This is a genomic window from Bdellovibrio sp. NC01, from assembly GCF_006874625.1.
Taxonomy (GTDB): domain Bacteria; phylum Bdellovibrionota; class Bdellovibrionia; order Bdellovibrionales; family Bdellovibrionaceae; genus Bdellovibrio.
The window spans coordinates 2,460,757-2,475,933 of record NZ_CP030034.1 but is presented as its reverse complement, the minus strand read 5'-3'; the positions used below and the strand labels follow the sequence as shown (position 1 = coordinate 2,475,933).

The 15,177-nt window shown below is 44.0% G+C and carries 14 protein-coding genes; 11 read left to right on the top strand and 3 right to left on the bottom strand.

What is annotated here, in order from left to right; all coding sequences use genetic code 11:
* Positions 1 to 191: 191 nt before the first annotated feature.
* The 5 genes from DOE51_RS11905 (at position 192) to DOE51_RS11885 (ending at position 7,017) form a co-directional block, all read left to right on the top strand.
* The gene (locus tag DOE51_RS11905; RefSeq protein WP_246845054.1) at positions 192 to 1,445 is read left to right on the top strand and encodes a hypothetical protein; all 1,254 of its coding nucleotides are present in this window, start codon (positions 192 to 194) and stop codon (positions 1,443 to 1,445) included.
* The gene (locus DOE51_RS11900; protein WP_142696789.1) at positions 1,435 to 3,732 is read left to right on the top strand and encodes a hypothetical protein; all 2,298 of its coding nucleotides are present in this window, start codon (positions 1,435 to 1,437) and stop codon (positions 3,730 to 3,732) included. The genes DOE51_RS11905 and DOE51_RS11900 overlap by 11 nt, the downstream gene beginning before the upstream one ends.
* A 15-nt stretch (positions 3,733 to 3,747) precedes the next feature.
* Positions 3,748 to 4,806 (top strand): hypothetical protein, encoded by a 1,059-nt coding sequence (locus DOE51_RS11895; RefSeq protein ID WP_142696788.1) that lies wholly within the window; start codon positions 3,748 to 3,750, stop codon positions 4,804 to 4,806.
* Positions 4,806 to 5,990, top strand: a complete 1,185-nt coding sequence (locus DOE51_RS11890) for a class I SAM-dependent RNA methyltransferase (RefSeq protein ID WP_142696787.1) — start codon at positions 4,806 to 4,808, stop codon at positions 5,988 to 5,990. Before DOE51_RS11895 ends, DOE51_RS11890 begins: the two co-directional genes overlap by 1 nt.
* Before the next feature lie 73 nt (positions 5,991 to 6,063).
* Positions 6,064 to 7,017 carry a hypothetical protein gene (locus tag DOE51_RS11885; protein ID WP_142696786.1) on the top strand — a complete coding sequence of 318 codons (954 nt, stop codon included), beginning with the start codon at positions 6,064 to 6,066 and terminating at the stop codon, positions 7,015 to 7,017.
* 90 nt (positions 7,018 to 7,107) lie between these two features.
* Here the strand turns inward: DOE51_RS11885 and DOE51_RS11880 are convergent, their stop codons facing one another.
* Positions 7,108 to 8,310 carry an endonuclease/exonuclease/phosphatase family protein gene (locus DOE51_RS11880; protein ID WP_142696785.1) on the bottom strand — a complete coding sequence of 401 codons (1,203 nt, stop codon included), beginning with the start codon at positions 8,308 to 8,310 and terminating at the stop codon, positions 7,108 to 7,110.
* 154 nt (positions 8,311 to 8,464) lie between these two features.
* On the opposite strand from DOE51_RS11880, the gene DOE51_RS11875 reads away from it, so the two are divergent.
* Entirely contained in the window at positions 8,465 to 9,394 is a 930-nt protein-coding gene (locus tag DOE51_RS11875; protein WP_142696784.1) for a hypothetical protein, read from the top strand.
* A 50-nt stretch (positions 9,395 to 9,444) separates the two neighbouring features.
* Here the strand turns inward: DOE51_RS11875 and DOE51_RS11870 are convergent, their stop codons facing one another.
* Entirely contained in the window at positions 9,445 to 10,293 is an 849-nt protein-coding gene (locus DOE51_RS11870; protein WP_142696783.1) for an RluA family pseudouridine synthase, read from the bottom strand.
* A gap of 98 nt (positions 10,294 to 10,391) precedes the next feature.
* Between DOE51_RS11870 and DOE51_RS11865 the strand changes: the two genes are divergently transcribed.
* A complete protein-coding gene (locus tag DOE51_RS11865) occupies positions 10,392 to 11,072 on the top strand; it encodes a DedA family protein (protein ID WP_246845053.1) in 681 nt (226 codons plus the stop codon).
* 81 nt (positions 11,073 to 11,153) lie between these two features.
* Here the strand turns inward: DOE51_RS11865 and DOE51_RS11860 are convergent, their stop codons facing one another.
* On the bottom strand, positions 11,154 to 12,209 hold the full coding sequence (locus tag DOE51_RS11860) for a hypothetical protein (protein ID WP_142696782.1): 1,056 nt from the start codon (positions 12,207 to 12,209) through the stop codon (positions 11,154 to 11,156).
* A 108-nt stretch (positions 12,210 to 12,317) separates the two neighbouring features.
* Between DOE51_RS11860 and DOE51_RS11855 the strand changes: the two genes are divergently transcribed.
* From DOE51_RS11855 to DOE51_RS11845, 4 genes are read left to right on the top strand one after another with little or no spacing between them, the layout of a single operon-like run.
* Positions 12,318 to 13,115, top strand: coding sequence for a TatD family hydrolase (locus DOE51_RS11855; RefSeq protein ID WP_142696781.1), 798 nt, complete (start codon positions 12,318 to 12,320; stop codon positions 13,113 to 13,115).
* A 2-nt stretch (positions 13,116 to 13,117) separates the two neighbouring features.
* The gene (locus DOE51_RS11850; RefSeq protein ID WP_142696780.1) at positions 13,118 to 13,984 is read left to right on the top strand and encodes a ThiF family adenylyltransferase; all 867 of its coding nucleotides are present in this window, start codon (positions 13,118 to 13,120) and stop codon (positions 13,982 to 13,984) included.
* Complete coding sequence (locus DOE51_RS19375; protein WP_256373169.1) at positions 13,978 to 14,112, top strand: hypothetical protein; 135 nt, start codon at positions 13,978 to 13,980, stop codon at positions 14,110 to 14,112. The genes DOE51_RS11850 and DOE51_RS19375 overlap by 7 nt, the downstream gene beginning before the upstream one ends.
* Positions 14,084 to 15,139 (top strand): class I SAM-dependent methyltransferase, encoded by a 1,056-nt coding sequence (locus DOE51_RS11845; protein ID WP_142696779.1) that lies wholly within the window; start codon positions 14,084 to 14,086, stop codon positions 15,137 to 15,139. The genes DOE51_RS19375 and DOE51_RS11845 overlap by 29 nt, the downstream gene beginning before the upstream one ends.
* Positions 15,140 to 15,177: the final 38 nt, after the last annotated feature.

Here is a 15,177-nt window from a genome sequence, read left to right as displayed (position 1 = left end):
TGTTTAAAATATGGAAAGGGAGGAAGGCTTTAAATCGGGGACGCGGGGCCCAACCTTTGCTCCATGTTATTCAGAACAGGAGTCCAATGACTTTCAAAACCACCCGCAGCGGGACTAAATTTAAGGCATTTTGGGGAGCTATTTTAGCGCTCTTCTTGCCACTATTTGCAGCTGCACAGGTGCGAACAGAGATGAAGCTCTTCTCTGACTCCTATATCAGCCCTGAATTTGAAGCTACGCAAAAAACCAACTATCAATTCGTTGGCGCTCAACTAAAGACCGAAACTTTCTCTGAAGACAACCTTAGAATGGATATTTCAGGCGGTGTGGCTATGGGCTCGCCGTTAATGAATTATCTGAATATCAGCGAATTTTTCTATCAAAACCGCCAAAGGACGACAGAGACATTCTATATTGGTCGCAAAAAACTGCTGTGGAATGAACTCGATTCGCGCTGGAATTTTGGTGTTTGGCAGCCGGTATTTAAATGGAATCCACTGGCTCCGGAAGAACAAGGCCTGTCAGGTATTTTCTGGCAAGTGGATAAGCCGTTATATACTTTTGTGTTGTTTGCTTCTCCTTTATATATCCCGAATCAAGGCCCGAGCTTTGAGATTGAAAACGGCGACTTCGCGAAGGGCAATCCGTGGTTTCATCAGCCACCACAAAGTGTCAGAATCTGGAACGAAGCGACAGCGATGCAATATCGTTTCGATCAACCGAATGAATCCCAAATCGTTCTGCAAAACTCTTACGGTGCAAAGATCGCCTTTGGTGATCCGCAAGCATTCCGTACGCAAATCAGTTATCTGTATGGTCCTGACAACGTTTTGGCCTTGGGTTATCAAGGAAGCCTTGATCTTTCGACTTTAAAAGGAAATGTCGAGTTGCAGCCGCAAGTGTTCTATCACTCGTTGACGGGCATGGATGTCACCTACAAGTACAACAAATGGAAAATGGGTATCAGCGGTCTGTGGGATCGTCCCAATAAAGAGAAACTTTTTGAAGATCAATGGAGTCAGCCGATCTTTGAAGATGCCTTGCTTGTCAGTCCTTTCATCGAATGGGACAACGGCATGTGGGCCTTTAATATCATGCGCTTAGATATCTTCGGTGGCGAAGTGAAAGAGGTCGGTGAAAACTTAGCCAATACGCCGCTGACGAATCTGTATCCGTTCCAAGAGGCGAACCAAGTTTCAGTTCTGACGAATTTAAACATGGGCGGCGGTCAGCGCCTTTTCGTAAAATTAAGTTATACTCAATCGGATAAAAACGACTTTGAATTGATCCGTGCGAACTCTCGCTATCGTCTGTCAGGCTTGTGGTCGCTTTTTGGCGAGATGCAAGTTCTTAAAGCCGGTCCAACAAATAAAAATAACGTCAACGACATCGCGCAATTCGCGAACAACGATCGTCTGATGTTTGGGATTTCTTATGCATTATAAGAAATTTCTGAACCTTATTTTAGCGGCTTCCATGGGTCTGTCACTGGCAGGCTGTAGTGATTTCTTGAATGGTAAAAAGCAAGAGCCTGAAGTTCTTGAATTCTCGAATCAAAGACTGGCGTGTCTGAAGGAAGTTCCAAGTCAGTTAAAAGATTTCTCTGTCGGCGAGGCGAGTGAAAAACGCATTCGTGGAGCTTTTGATTGTACAAAAGACGCCCTAAATTATTTTAAAGATAAAACTTATGGCTCAGTTCCTGGTGCTTACACAATCGAAGAAATGCGTAACTTCTTCGGGAAGTATTTCCTAAAAGAAAATAACGTTTCTCCTGAGTTCGCTGCCGAATTGATGAAAATTAAAAAAGCTCTTTTGGGTGGTAGCGATAGTTATCTGACAAAAGAGGAGATCGTGCGTCTGGTTTCTTTGTTAGATATCCTACGCGACGAAGCTGTGCAGCTATCGCCGCACATGAAGATTTTATTGAATCAGGCAAACGACAAGGCCACGACGTGGGAGCAAGTTTCTGCGGCCACTGAACAGCTGCGTTTCACATTGCAAAGACTTCTGGATAAAACTCAACTTTCTAGTTCCGATTATAGTTTTGAAGACGGCAAGCGTGCGCTTTCAGGTCTTGGCGATTTCTTGCGTGGTTCTGAACCGTTTGAACCGTATGAACAAGTGCGTGACTGGGTTCCTATGGTGGAATCGGTTAAGAACATCTTGATGGGTCGTCGCACACAATTGACGAAACTGTATCAATGGAAAGAAAGCCTTGATACGTTGATCGATCTTTATGGTTTGGCGTTGAAGTACCGTTATGTCATCGGCAATACGAGCTTTGAAGGTCCAAATGACATTCGTCAAATCAGTCAGTTTATCAATCAAGGTTTAAGCCTGATTGAAAACTGCTACCAAATGAAAAATGAAGGTTTGATCCCGGCTGAAGACATCGACGTTCTTGTTGATCAAGTGATGTCGCGCTTTAAGTTCGGCATGGACATTAAAGCGACTTCGATTAAAAAAATCTATCGCATCGTTTTGTTAAGAATGCTTTCGCCTGAACGCCAGGGCGATTCGCGTGGGTTGTTGGGCTTAGATAAAAAACATCTGGCAGCACTTCGTCGCGAATTCAATATCTGGCGCATGGATCAAAGTTTCTTTGATCTAGCAAATTTCGATGAAAAATCAGCATCAATTACGCAGAAAGATCTGATCGATTCTTATGAGCGCTTTAATAAGAACTTCGTGATTGAAAAAGGGTTGACCGATAATCCATTAGAACAAATGGCGTTGGAGCAGTCGTGGAATGACTTGGGCGTATTGCTTAAAGCCGACAATATGATCAACTTCAACTCAAAGGGCCGAGTGATCGAAACCTTGAGTTCGAAATCAGTTCCTGTGACGTGGAAGTCATTGACGAAAATGAATCTGATGCGTGCCATCGCGCGTATGCTGATGTTGGGTTATGCTGAAAATACGAAAAACGATCTTAGCAGCGCGCACATGAGCAAAGCAGGATTGATTGCATGGTATGATGAATTTAATGAGTTGGGTCTTGATATCAAAGCTTTCGACCCACGCACGGGCAATTCCGGTTCCCGCAGTTTCTTAGAGGCGAATTTCTTTACGTTCTCTGGAAATGGTGATGATTGGATGGACATGCGCGAAACGTTTGAGTTCGTCAGTCTTCTTTTCAGCGCAGGTCTTTCTACAAGTAGCGATATTATTGAAGACATGGCAATGTGCCGTGTAGATCAAAAAGACATCTTCGGCGAATACTACATGAAAGAGACGTGCTTTAAGCAGCATTTCCGCGATCATTTCGGAATGTACTTCAATAACATGCCAGGGATGACAGCTTTCATTAAAGGTCTGAATGCGGCTGATTACGATGCTGTGTACACATACTTGAAGGATTCGTCGCTGTCGGCTGATCAGAAACCAGGTTTGATTGAAACCTCGAATATTCGTACGATGGTGATGATTCTTCACTATGTCGAATCGATTATGGTGACATACGATACTGATAAGAATCAGACTTTGTCGTTGGATGAGGTTTATGCTGCGGCACCACGCTTCATGTCGTTCTTTAAAACAGTCAGCCCGACTAAATATGAATTCATCATTAAAGAGGGATTTGCTTATTTAGTGTTCAATGGAACGATGCCGGGTGGTAGCGGGATCCTTGGATTCCAATTTTCGAAGCACTTTAAGGATGAAGCGACTCGTAAAGAAATCCTGAGACTGTTCGGAACACTGAAGGATCAATTGAATAAGGCCCCAAACTAAGCTATCGTCGGACCCATGAAGTTTTGGGTCCTATTTATTCTTTTATTGCCGCAAGCCCTGTGGGCCAATGCCACTGACGATGAAGTGGTTATTCCACTCGAGGATAAAAATCCTCCGCCATTAGTTATTAAAGACTCAAAATCTCGTGCCCGTATTGAAGCTATCGTTGATAGTAAAACGATCAGAGCCGTCAGTTACAATTCAGACTGGTTCCCGGGCGAAGTGATCTTCGTCGATTCACAAAGTAAAAATGTTGGCATCATTGCATTCGTTGAAGTGAAAGATGTCTTGGGCCGTGGCGATGGTTCCTATGAACTGCGCTGTGAGCTTCTTCGTCAATCACGTGCGGAAATGATCCAAGTTGGCGATCAACTGATGCATATCGATATGACCACGGATAATGCGCGCTATAAGGGGAGTACGGATCTGATGATTCGTCGTCGCTCGCCTTTGGTGTCGGCAAAGTACAAGCCGCTTATCACTCAAGGTTTGTCCGTCGGTGATACGGCAGAGACCTTGTGGGAAAATGAATATCTGATCACATGGTACGGTCAGCTTGATTATGGCTGGAAAGATTGGCTGACAGTGCAGGCGGTTCTTCCTGGTTATTTATTGGGTGCTTACAATGCGACAGCTAAGTTTAGAGCATATCAATCGAATTCGACCGTGATTTCAGTCGGTCCGACGTTTGCGCGAATTCCTTCACAAGATAAATCGACTCTGAATCTGAACTTTTATTGGGACTCGATTTCTTCGGAAAGCACTTTGTCGCATACGTTTGCAACCTTGGCTCTTTTCAGTTTTGAAAACGCCGAAGATGCAACAGCCATTAAATCTTTGGGTACGTCATCATTCCAGACGGGATATGAATTTATCTTGGGCAATTGGGATCGCGTGTTGTTAGGTCCGACCTACAACTTCGAGAAAAAAGCGATCGGTGGTTATTTAACTTATCTAAAGATTTGGGATCACTTCCATGGTGGCCTGTCGGTGAACTCGACGAACATTTCATCGTTTAAGCTATCGCCTGTTGATGGTTATTACTTTACCGTTGATGCTTACTGGAGATTTTAATGAACAAGTTTTTCGTTTCAACTCCGCTAGGTTATGAATTAACGACACTCGCAGAAATGAAAGAGTGCTGGCCTTATTTGTTAGGTAAAGATTCAAAAACCCACTCATTGCCATTCCCAGAAGTGGAAGTGTTGCAGGGTGGACTTGAGTTTGAAACGGAACTGTTCGCAGCTTTACAGTTTAATTTCTTTTTGAAAACCGCGAATCGCGTGTTGCTGCGTATGACTTCGTTTCGCACGAAGGATCTGCCAAAGTTTTATCAGAAATTTAAAGCGTTGCCGTGGAAAGAATATTTGGCTCACGGCCATGTCGAGTGGGAAGTGGCCGCGCAAAAAAGTCGTTTGAATAATGAAAAACGTCTGCAAGAAAGTGCTGAAAAAGCATTAAGCGAATTGTTTCCAAAGACCGAGGCCAAAGATTTCGCAGGTTCGATTTACATTCGTATGGAAGAAGATCTGTGCACGATTTCTTTAGATGCAACGGGTGAACATTTGCATAAGCGTGGTTGGTCGGTTCTGAAAGGGGAAGCCCCTTTGCGCGAAACGATTGCGGCGTACTTGTTGAAAGAAATGATTGGCGAAGCCACTCCAGCAGAAATTCGCGAAGTGACTTTGCTGGATCCAATGATGGGTGCCGGAACTTTCCTGACAGAGGCGCGCAGCTTGTGGCAAGGTCAGTTTAAGCGTCCTTTTGCTTTCCAAAAATGGAAGAAAGCTCCCAAGCTGTTTTTGTCAGAGACTTTCGTTTTTAACTACGAACTTCCTTCCTCGAATATGTTTAAAGCATTTGTCGGATTTGATATCGAAGAAAAAATGCTGAAGGTTGTCTCTGAAAATTTCAAAGAAGTTGAAAGACAAATTCAATTTCAAGAAAAGGCCGATTTCAAATCGACGCCTTTAGAGGTTCTGCATAAGAATTCGATGGACACGACGTGGACGGGGGCTCGTCCATTATGGATGGTGGTAAACCCACCTTACGGAGAACGTCTTTCAAGTGAGGGCTTAGGCGGCCTTAAAGGCTTAGCAGAAGCGTTCTGCACAAACTTTAAGCCCCAAGCTTTGGGTATTCTTTTTCCAGATAAAGAACGTCTTCAGAAAGCACCTATTGGTTATAAGGTCGAAAAAGAGCTTAAAATTAACAATGGTGGACTGCGCTGTTTGTTCACCATTTTGACACCACTGTAAATTTTCAGGATTCGGTTAGAATTGGGACTTAGCCCCTAGAAGTTTACAGGGAATCCATGTAGATTCCTGGACCATGAAAACAAGCAAACTAATTCCAGCGCTATTCGTTTCTTCTTTGATGGGTCTTGCGGCCTGCACACCTCGTGACGTGAAAGTCGGTACTGACGATCAACGTGCGAAAATCCGTCAGCTTAATAATAAAGGCAACGGTAAGGCTAACCAAAAGAACGCTAACGAGTTCAGCTTAAGTAATTACTCGCTGTCTTCATTCTTGATGGAAAAACAAATTGAAGCAGTAGAGTTAGTTAAGGTTGCGATCAGTGGTGACACCGAAGCTCGCAAAACTCAATACGTGGTTGAAGCGGGTCAAGATCGTGAAGACGGTGCAAAGACGGCTAAGATTACGTCTGTTTATCAAGGTTATACTTACCAATCTAATGATGCCGCTTGGGTTGCTAAAGCTAGTAAAAGTATTAACGTCGTTTATACTATGAAAGATGGCTTGCTTGAGTCTTTGTCTGCGACTGGTGCGAATGTGAATTCAACTGTCGACAATCCAGACGCTAAAAAGACTTACGTAAATTTAGAAGAAGAAACATACGCAGTAAAAGCAACTTCAGTAGATGCAGCGAATTTAAAAATTGAATTGAAATCTGCGGGTCAAATCTCCGGCTCAAAAGGTGGCAAGAATGTGCCAAACGCAGTGACTATCGCAGTGACTGTGGTTGTTGATAAAGCTTCGTTGCTAACTTCAGATGTTAAAATCGTTTCTATGGATGCAGCGATGACTTATCCAGGCTTTAACGGCAAGACATTCAATTCAAACCTTAAAGGTGGTGCGCTAGCGTTGAATCTAAACGGTATGTGCAACAAGCTTGTTGGTACTGTTGATGCGAGTGCTGGTCCGAAAAACCAATATAAAGTTACGTTCGCCGAAGATAGCATCACAATCAAAGGTTGGGTCAAAGATCTTGCAACTTGCGGAAAACGTCCGACAGTTGATATTAGCCGCCTACAGGTTCCATAAACTGTAGAACTCTTCTTTGAGAAATAAAAAGGCCACTCGTCAGTGGCCTTTTTATTTTCCGCTACTCCAATTTCACAGGAGTTTGGCAGCTTATTTTTTCTTTTTAGACTTCGTTTCTTTCTTGTCAGCTTTTTTCTCTGTCGCTGCTGGTTCGTCTTTTACGGGAGTCTTGGCTTCACTTCTTTGTTTCAAACGAACATAAAGTGGGAAGTGGTCTGACACGCCTGTTTGTGTGTCGTAGTCCCAGCGTTTTGGATATTTACCTTTCGACAAGTGAACTTGATTGTAGCGAATCACGTCGATAGTTGCTGGTTCCATTTCGTAAGAACCTGTACCGTCAGCAAGCAAGGCTTTACCGTAGATTTGAGCGTCTAGGAAAGACCATGATTTTTTATAGTTGTGAGAGCCCGGGCAGTCTTTGCAACCCACGAAGTGAGAAACCGCGCCACCTTGGCTTAAGATGTCTTTGAAGATGTGCTCTTTGTCTTCTTCTTCGTGTGTGATGTTCAAGTCGCCACCCGCGATAACCATCGCGTTCGGGCCTTTGCCTTTCATCAAATCCACTGTGAACTGAGCGATTTGTTGGCGCCAGTAAGTCGGATTCGCTTGTGAAGGGTAGTGGGCTACGAAGAACGTGATAGGATCACCGTTTGGAGCTTTGACAGTCACCTCTAAGATACGACGTGAACGTTCCATCCAAGTTTTATCGTTATCGTTTTTTGGCTTCCATGGGATCGGATGAAGAACCGGTTTTCCAACCAATGGGAAACGCGACAAGAACGCCACGTTGATACCGCGCTTGTCTGGGCCATCAATAATAACTTCTGTGATGTAATTCGCTTTCTTCAAGTACTCTGTGTTGAGTTTATGAAGAACAACATCGCTTTCGATTTCCATAATTAACAAGTTGTCTGGGCCGTTGCCATCAACGTCTAATACAACTTTAGAGATGTTTGTCAGTTTTTTATCTAGAGCTTCTGGAGTCCAATCTGTACCGAAGCATTCGTTACGGCGATATGAAGAATCATTCGCTTTCATACAGCCTTCGCGCATCGCTGGATCGCTTTGTTTTACACTCTTAGGAAGATATGTGTAGTCCTCGTGTCCTGGTGTGTGAACTGTGTCGAACAAGTTCTCCATATTGAAAGACATCACGCTGATTTCATTCGGCGCTTTGCTGGGTAGATCCCATTTATCTTTCTGGAAGCCAACCGCACAACCAGTGATAACAACGAAGAAAATAAGAGCGAAAACAGAGCTGATTAATTTTTGGACAGATCGAAAGTTTTTCATGCCCCCAAAGGTAAGGGGTTTGCTTTCATGACTCAAGCGTAAAGAGTTTTAGGATTTTAATGAGACATCGGGTGTCTAAACTTTGGCTATTGTGTAATGCAAGGCGCTATGGCATAACCGACGAGAATTTATTCGGACTTTCGAGGAGATAGATATGTTGAAGAAGATTTTAAGCCTTGCTGTTGCCAGCACCTTTTTAGCCTCTCCAGCTTTTGCTGCGATTTTGGATGCTGACGACGCTGCACTTTCAACTTCTATTTCTGGCAGAGCAAATGATTGGTCTCTTACTTTCTTCTCGATCGCCTCTGTCAGCAATATGAAACCAGGTAAAGAAGAGAAATCAAATCGCTCTGTTGATTCTTATGACTACTTGTCAGTGAACTACAAAATCGATTCTGTACAAAAAGCTTCAATGCGTTTGCCATGGTATTTCAATACTGCAGGTAACAACGAGTACGGCGATGAAGTGACTTCTGATTTTTCTTTAGCTGATATTCATTTCGTGTATTCAAACTATGACTTGGGTTACATCGGTGACGTGGATTTGTCTGGTAAGGTGAAAGCTTATCTTCCAACAAGCAAACAATCTCAGAACCAAGGTTTGATCACAAAAATCCGTTTGGAAGGTTACGCTGATTATCAAATCACGCGTTCATTAAGCGTTGCCTACGTTGCGAAACCAGATATCTACTGGCAAAGCAGAACGGCATCTTTGAACGATACTATTCCAATGTATGATGACGGCTCATTCTACGTAACGGACCCACGTCAAACGAACAAACAGTTCGGTCTTGAGCACTACCTACAATTTCAATACGACATCAACAGCATGTTCAGCGTCACAACTAAAACAGGTTTCAATGAAAGCTGGTACCACACTTCAAACGTTGAAGAGCTTGATGGCAACCACACGACTGCATTGCGTTTGGGTGTCGACGTGTGGATTCGTCCCATGCGTGGTCTATCGTTCACGCTTGGTATGAGCAACGATACAATGCTTAATAGCTACAGAGGCCAAGATGTTAAAATTTGGCAGCCATTCAATACACAGTACTCTTTAATGACAAACGCTTACGTGTTTTAAGCGTAGTAAAGAAAAAGGCCGCTTCGAGCGGCCTTTTTTATTTCTGTATTCTATAATTTGAAATGATGATGTTCGTTAGTGATTGGATTTGTGAAGCTGAGTTCATTGGCTTCTAGTTCGATTTTTTCTTCTGTCCAGATTTTTTCTGCGCCGTAGGCGTGGTCGCCTATGATGGGGCAGTTTTCGAAACCTAACTGTGCGCGGATTTGGTGGGTTCTTCCTGTGTGCAGTTTGATTTTTACATCAAAGGTTTTATCTGCTTGTTCTTCAACGCTTAAAATTTCTAGTAAGCATTCTTGCCAGCCTTCGTGGTGTTCACGATCTACTTTTTTTGGTGCGCGTGGAGATGGCTCCATAAAATGTGTGAGCATACCAAGAGATGGCGCGCGCATTGTTTTGGCGCGATAGATTTTTGTCATCTCTCTGCTGATTAAGAGTTTGTTGAAGGCTGTTTGGAATTCGGTGGTCTTTGCGTAGACGATCAGACCTTTTGTGGGAACATCTAAGCGATGTGTGACAAAAAGTTTTTGTCCGACGGTTTGTTCTAAATAGGCTTGCAAGTTTTCTTGAATGTTATCAACCGAGGCATGAACGGGCAGGCCTGAGATTTTGTTCACAATTATAAAGTGTTGATTCTCAAATATAATACGCTCACGCCACAGACCATCGTTCTTTGGGAATCTACGTGGTTTTGTGTGGACTCTTAAGTAGGCACCTTCTGAAACCGAGAAATTATCTTGAAGACGTTCTCCATTCAAATATATCGCGCCTAGTGCTAACAACTCTTCGAATTGAGCAAGTGTGAGATCGCAAGTGCTTAATAAAACATCACCAATCAGTCCCGACTGAGGGCTGATTATATGCTTTACTCCGTATTCAAATCCTCTTGCGCTCTGCATACTAATCCTTGCGTGGTGGAATTGTACTTAGCACGGTGTGACGTCAGTATTCAAGCCGTTCAAGTTACTCCATATTAGTTTGCTAGGAGAACTTATTTTTGGAATTAGCTAACGAACCCATTTTTCAATGGATCTCGCAGTTCGCATATTCACCGGGGACAGTTTATCTTGTCATCGTAGGGATGATGCTGCTTTCTGCCGTGGGTTTGCCGATTCCAGAAGAGCTGACTTTGATCAGCGTTGGTATTTTGGCATTCGTTGGCCAAAACCCAGATGTGTTCCCACCGCCATATCCTAATGCGCCTGTCGTGAATGTTCATTATGCCGCCATTGTCGCCTTTATCGCCGTCGTCTTTAGTGACACGCTGATATATACGATAGGGCGAAGTTTCGGGCGTAAGCTTCTTTATCATCCGCGCATGCACAGAATGTTTCCACCGCACCTAATGAAAAAAGTGGAAGAGTGGACTCATAAATACGGCATGTACGCATGTGGTATTTTCCGTTTCACTCCAGGTGTGCGTTTCCCAGGTCACTTGGTTTGCGGTATGATGCACTTCCCATTGTGGAAGTTCTTGTTGATCGACGGTATCGCGGCGTTGATTTCAGTTCCAACTCAGATCTATTTGCTGGCTCATTACGGCGAGCCTATTTTAAAGAAACTGCGTGAATTCAAAATCGTGGTTGGGATCATCTTGTTATTGTTGATCATCTATTTCGTGGCGAAGAAATTGCGCCAGAAGTTTTTAGAAAGAAGAGCAGAGGCTGCTTCTAAATAGTCTAAAAAGAAAAACCCGCTCTTTTGAAGCGGGTTTTTTGTTTCTAAAGATGTAAATCAAAGCTGAAAATTTAAATTATAATTATGCGGCTTTTGTACCGAACACAGTTTCTGGAGTCAGCTCACAAGCCAAGTGCAAGGCAAATGGTTTGCTGTGGAACTTCGGTTCGTTGTCTTTCCAGAAAACTTTTTCGTAACCACTTTGCAGACCAAAAAGTTCTTCGCGGATTTTGAAGCACAAGCCCGCAGGCGAGCCCAACAACCAATCCATTTGCACCAAGAACAAAGCTTCTTCAAGTTCAACAGGATTCAATGAATTCACGAAACTTTTTGGAAGATTATCAACCAAGTGGCAAGCGTTGTGCGAATACTTGTGGAAAGCTTTTTCCATTGGATGCGCAAAAAGTTTTTCAACACGAGCATCTGCTTTAGGACCTGTGAATGGCTGAGCCAATTTTTTGAAATTCCAATACAGCAAAGCATCGTTCACGATGTATTCAGCGCGTGGCAAGTAATCAGAAATTGCATCGACTTTAACAGCTTCGTGCGAGTGATCTTCAACGTGAGCGTTGTGATCAACGGCAACAATGCCACGCAAGTGATACAAGAATGAATACAAGCAGTGCAGCTTTTCCATGAATGGTTTAGAGAAGTTCAAACCGAAGTTATATAACAACGGAGAACCGACTTGTTTTTCAAACCACGTGAAAGTCTCAAGAAGGTGGCACAACTCTGAAAGGTCAACACCCCAAGGTTTCATCGCCAAATCAAAGCTTTCGTTGAACTGATGTTCAAACTCTGCGCACAATTTTGGATCAACAACAGCAAGATGTGATTGCAATGCACGCACGCGAGCATTGGATCTTTCGTAAAGCTCGACATGCGGGTCTAAAGCTTTCCATGCATCGAAGGCGAAAGAATAATCAACATGTGGAGTTGCCACAGGAGATTTGATGTAGTTGTTCAATTTGACCAAAGACAAACCTGTCAATGCGTCAGCCATGTATTTAAATGGCTCTGAAGGGGAGAACTTTTTAAAATCAGCTTCTTGATTCCAGAATTGAACTTTCAAAGGCTTCCAAGTTGTGCCCTTTTCCATAGTCACATCAAAACCCAAACGTAAGCTTTTGTGCTTCATACACACTCCTTCACCTGTGACATATCGGCGTCAGTCGAGCCTTGTTCGAGTCGAGTTTTTATGAGACGTTTTCAAGGATGAAAGTCTAGCTGAGCGGACGGAGGAAATATGGTGGCTTTTGGAAGTTGGGTCGATGCTCACGGGCATCTGGCAGATGCACGATGGGATGGTCAGCAAGATCAGATCATCGAAGAAGCGCGCCAAAAAGGCATTCATTTCTTCATGCAAGGCGGAGTGGGGCCCGAGGATTGGGAAAAACAGAAAGCTCTGAAAGCACGTTATCCAAAGCACATTGGCTTGTGTTTTGGATTGCATCCGTATTGGGTTGTCGATCACGACGAAGAGGCGTGTGAGCAGGCTCTTGATCTTTTGGCGACACAGCTTCCTCAAGCAAAAGGTTTGGGTGAAGCTGGTTTGGATTTTCGCCCGCACATTATGAAGGATTCTCAAGACCGTCAGATCACGGTTTTTGAAGCGCAATTGGAATTAGCACAGCTCGCTCACAAGCCGATGGTTCTGCATTTGGTGCAGGCTCACGATTTTGCTCTTAGGATTATGGACCTGTTTGGGCTTCCAGAACAAAAAGGCATGGTACACTCCTTCAACGGCAGTGCAGCGAAGGCTCAGGATTTCCTAAATCGTGGTCTTTATCTGTCTGTTGGGGGCCCCGTAGCTCGTCCCGATAACCAAAAGCTTCACCAAGCAGTCCGCGAGATCCCTTTGGAGTTCTTATTGATTGAAAGTGACAGCCCGGATCAGGCGCCGCCTTTGTATCAAGGTCGCTTAAATCCACCTGAAAGCATTTGGGAAGTGGCAAAGACTATAGGGGAGTTAAAATCACTTGATCCCCTGGAAATATTAGATATCACTACAGGGAATTTTCACCGTCTTTTTGGAGACACGTAAGAATGGAAAACACACAAACTGCCGTAGCACCTGAGCTACAACAGCCGCCAGAAACCGAATACGTTTTGCACCGTCGTTTTGACCGTATGGGCCGCCTTGTTGGCGATCCAGCGATGCGCAAATTGATGAGCACACACGTGATGGTCGTTGGTATCGGTGGAGTGGGTTCGTGGGCAGCGGAAGCCTTGGCGCGTTCGGGCGTTGGTCACATCACAATCGTCGATTTCGACGAAGTTTGTATCACAAACACAAATCGTCAGTTGCATGCGGTTCAAGGCATGGTCGGCAAAAAGAAAGCCGAAGTGATGGGCGAGCGTTTACGCAAAATCAATCCGCAAGCAAAAGTCACAGTGATTTCTGAATTCTATAACGCTGAAAATTCCGACAAGATGCTTGAAGTGAAACCTGATTTCTTGATCGATGCGATCGACAACTTGACGGCGAAAGCGCACTTGCTTGCAACGTGTGTGAAAGAAAATATCAAAGTCATTACCTCAGCAGGATCGGCAGCGAAATTAGATCCTCTTCGTATTCAGAAAAAAGATTTGGCAGAGACACACACGTGTCCTCTAGCTCATCAATTGCGTAAAATTCTTCGTCAAAAATACGATTTCCCAGAAAAGCATTTTGGTATTCCATGTGTGTTTTCTGACGAGCCGGTGATGATGCCGGAAGAGTTGAAATACGATAAAGGTATGGGCTTTAAGTGCGTGTGCCCAAAAACAAATGATTTCCATGGCTGTGACAACCGTAACATGATCTATGGTTCTGCAAGTTTTATCACGGGTTCATTTGGTTTGGTTATGGCGTCGCATATCGTGAATGAAGTTCATGCAGAAGCGAAAAAAGAAGGAGCAGTCTCATGTTAGTAGCTGCGTGGTTCACCATCGTCGGTCTGGTTGTTATTGCCGGATTCGTCATGCTAGGGTTAACATTTAGACATTGGGCGCAACAAAAGAAGGTGGTCAATGAAAAGCAAGGCGCTGCTGCGAAGTAATTTAGCACTGGGGTATTCTTTAGCTCGCTCTGTTCATTTTACGATGCAACAGATGAGTCTGCCACTGATTGAGCGACTGTTAAGCAGTCGCCACGATAAAAAACCTAATCTCGTCAAAAAACATCTGCAAAAATCAGCACAGGAACTTTATCAGCTGCTTCGCAAAGACAGCGATAATATCAGCCGCGGCATTTATCCTGTCGAAGTTTTAAAACCTGAATCTTTAAGTAAACATGCTCTTCGTTATCCGAAAATCCTTGTCGACGGTTTTTCTATTTCTAAACGTCGTAACGAGCGTGAGGCGCATGAGTTTAATCATGAAGCACGCGAATACATGCGCGATGTTCCAGAATATTATCAGCGAAATTTCCATTATCAATCCGGCGGCTATCTGACTAAAAAATCAGCAGAGCTTTATGAACATCAGGTCGAAATCCTGTTTTCAGGAGCAGCCGATGCGATGAGGCGTTTGATTATTCCGCTAGCGAAAGAAGTTTTGCCCGGCGATGGGGAAGGTCTGCACTTTTTAGAAGTGGGCGCGGGAACGGGCCGCCTGTCGCGGTTTATGAAACTGGCTTTTCCTAAAGCCAAAATCACTCTGCTGGATTTGAGTGAGCCCTATTTAAAGAAAGCCCAGGAAAATCTGGCGGAATTCACGCGCATGGATTTTGTTCAAGGGGCCGCAGAACAGCTGCCATTCCGCGATAAACAGTTTGATTTCGTTTATTCATGTTTTCTATTTCACGAATTACCCTTGGAAGTCCGTCGTCAGGTGTTAGAGGAAAGTCTGCGGACTTTGAAGCCTGGCGGTTATCTAGGCTTTGTTGATTCTGTGCAGAAGCAGGATGCCAAAGACTTAGAGTGGGCTTTGGAGCAATTTCCAGTGGATTTTCACGAGCCCTTTTATAAGAACTACAGTCTGACTCCGATGGAAGATCTGATCGCGCAGGCAGGCTTTGTAAGTACTGGACACGACCAGGGTTTTTTCTCTAAGGCGATCCTTGCACAAAAGCCATTCTCTGCTTGAGTTTTTAGGTAAACGTGCTACTTTGCGAACCTTCAAAA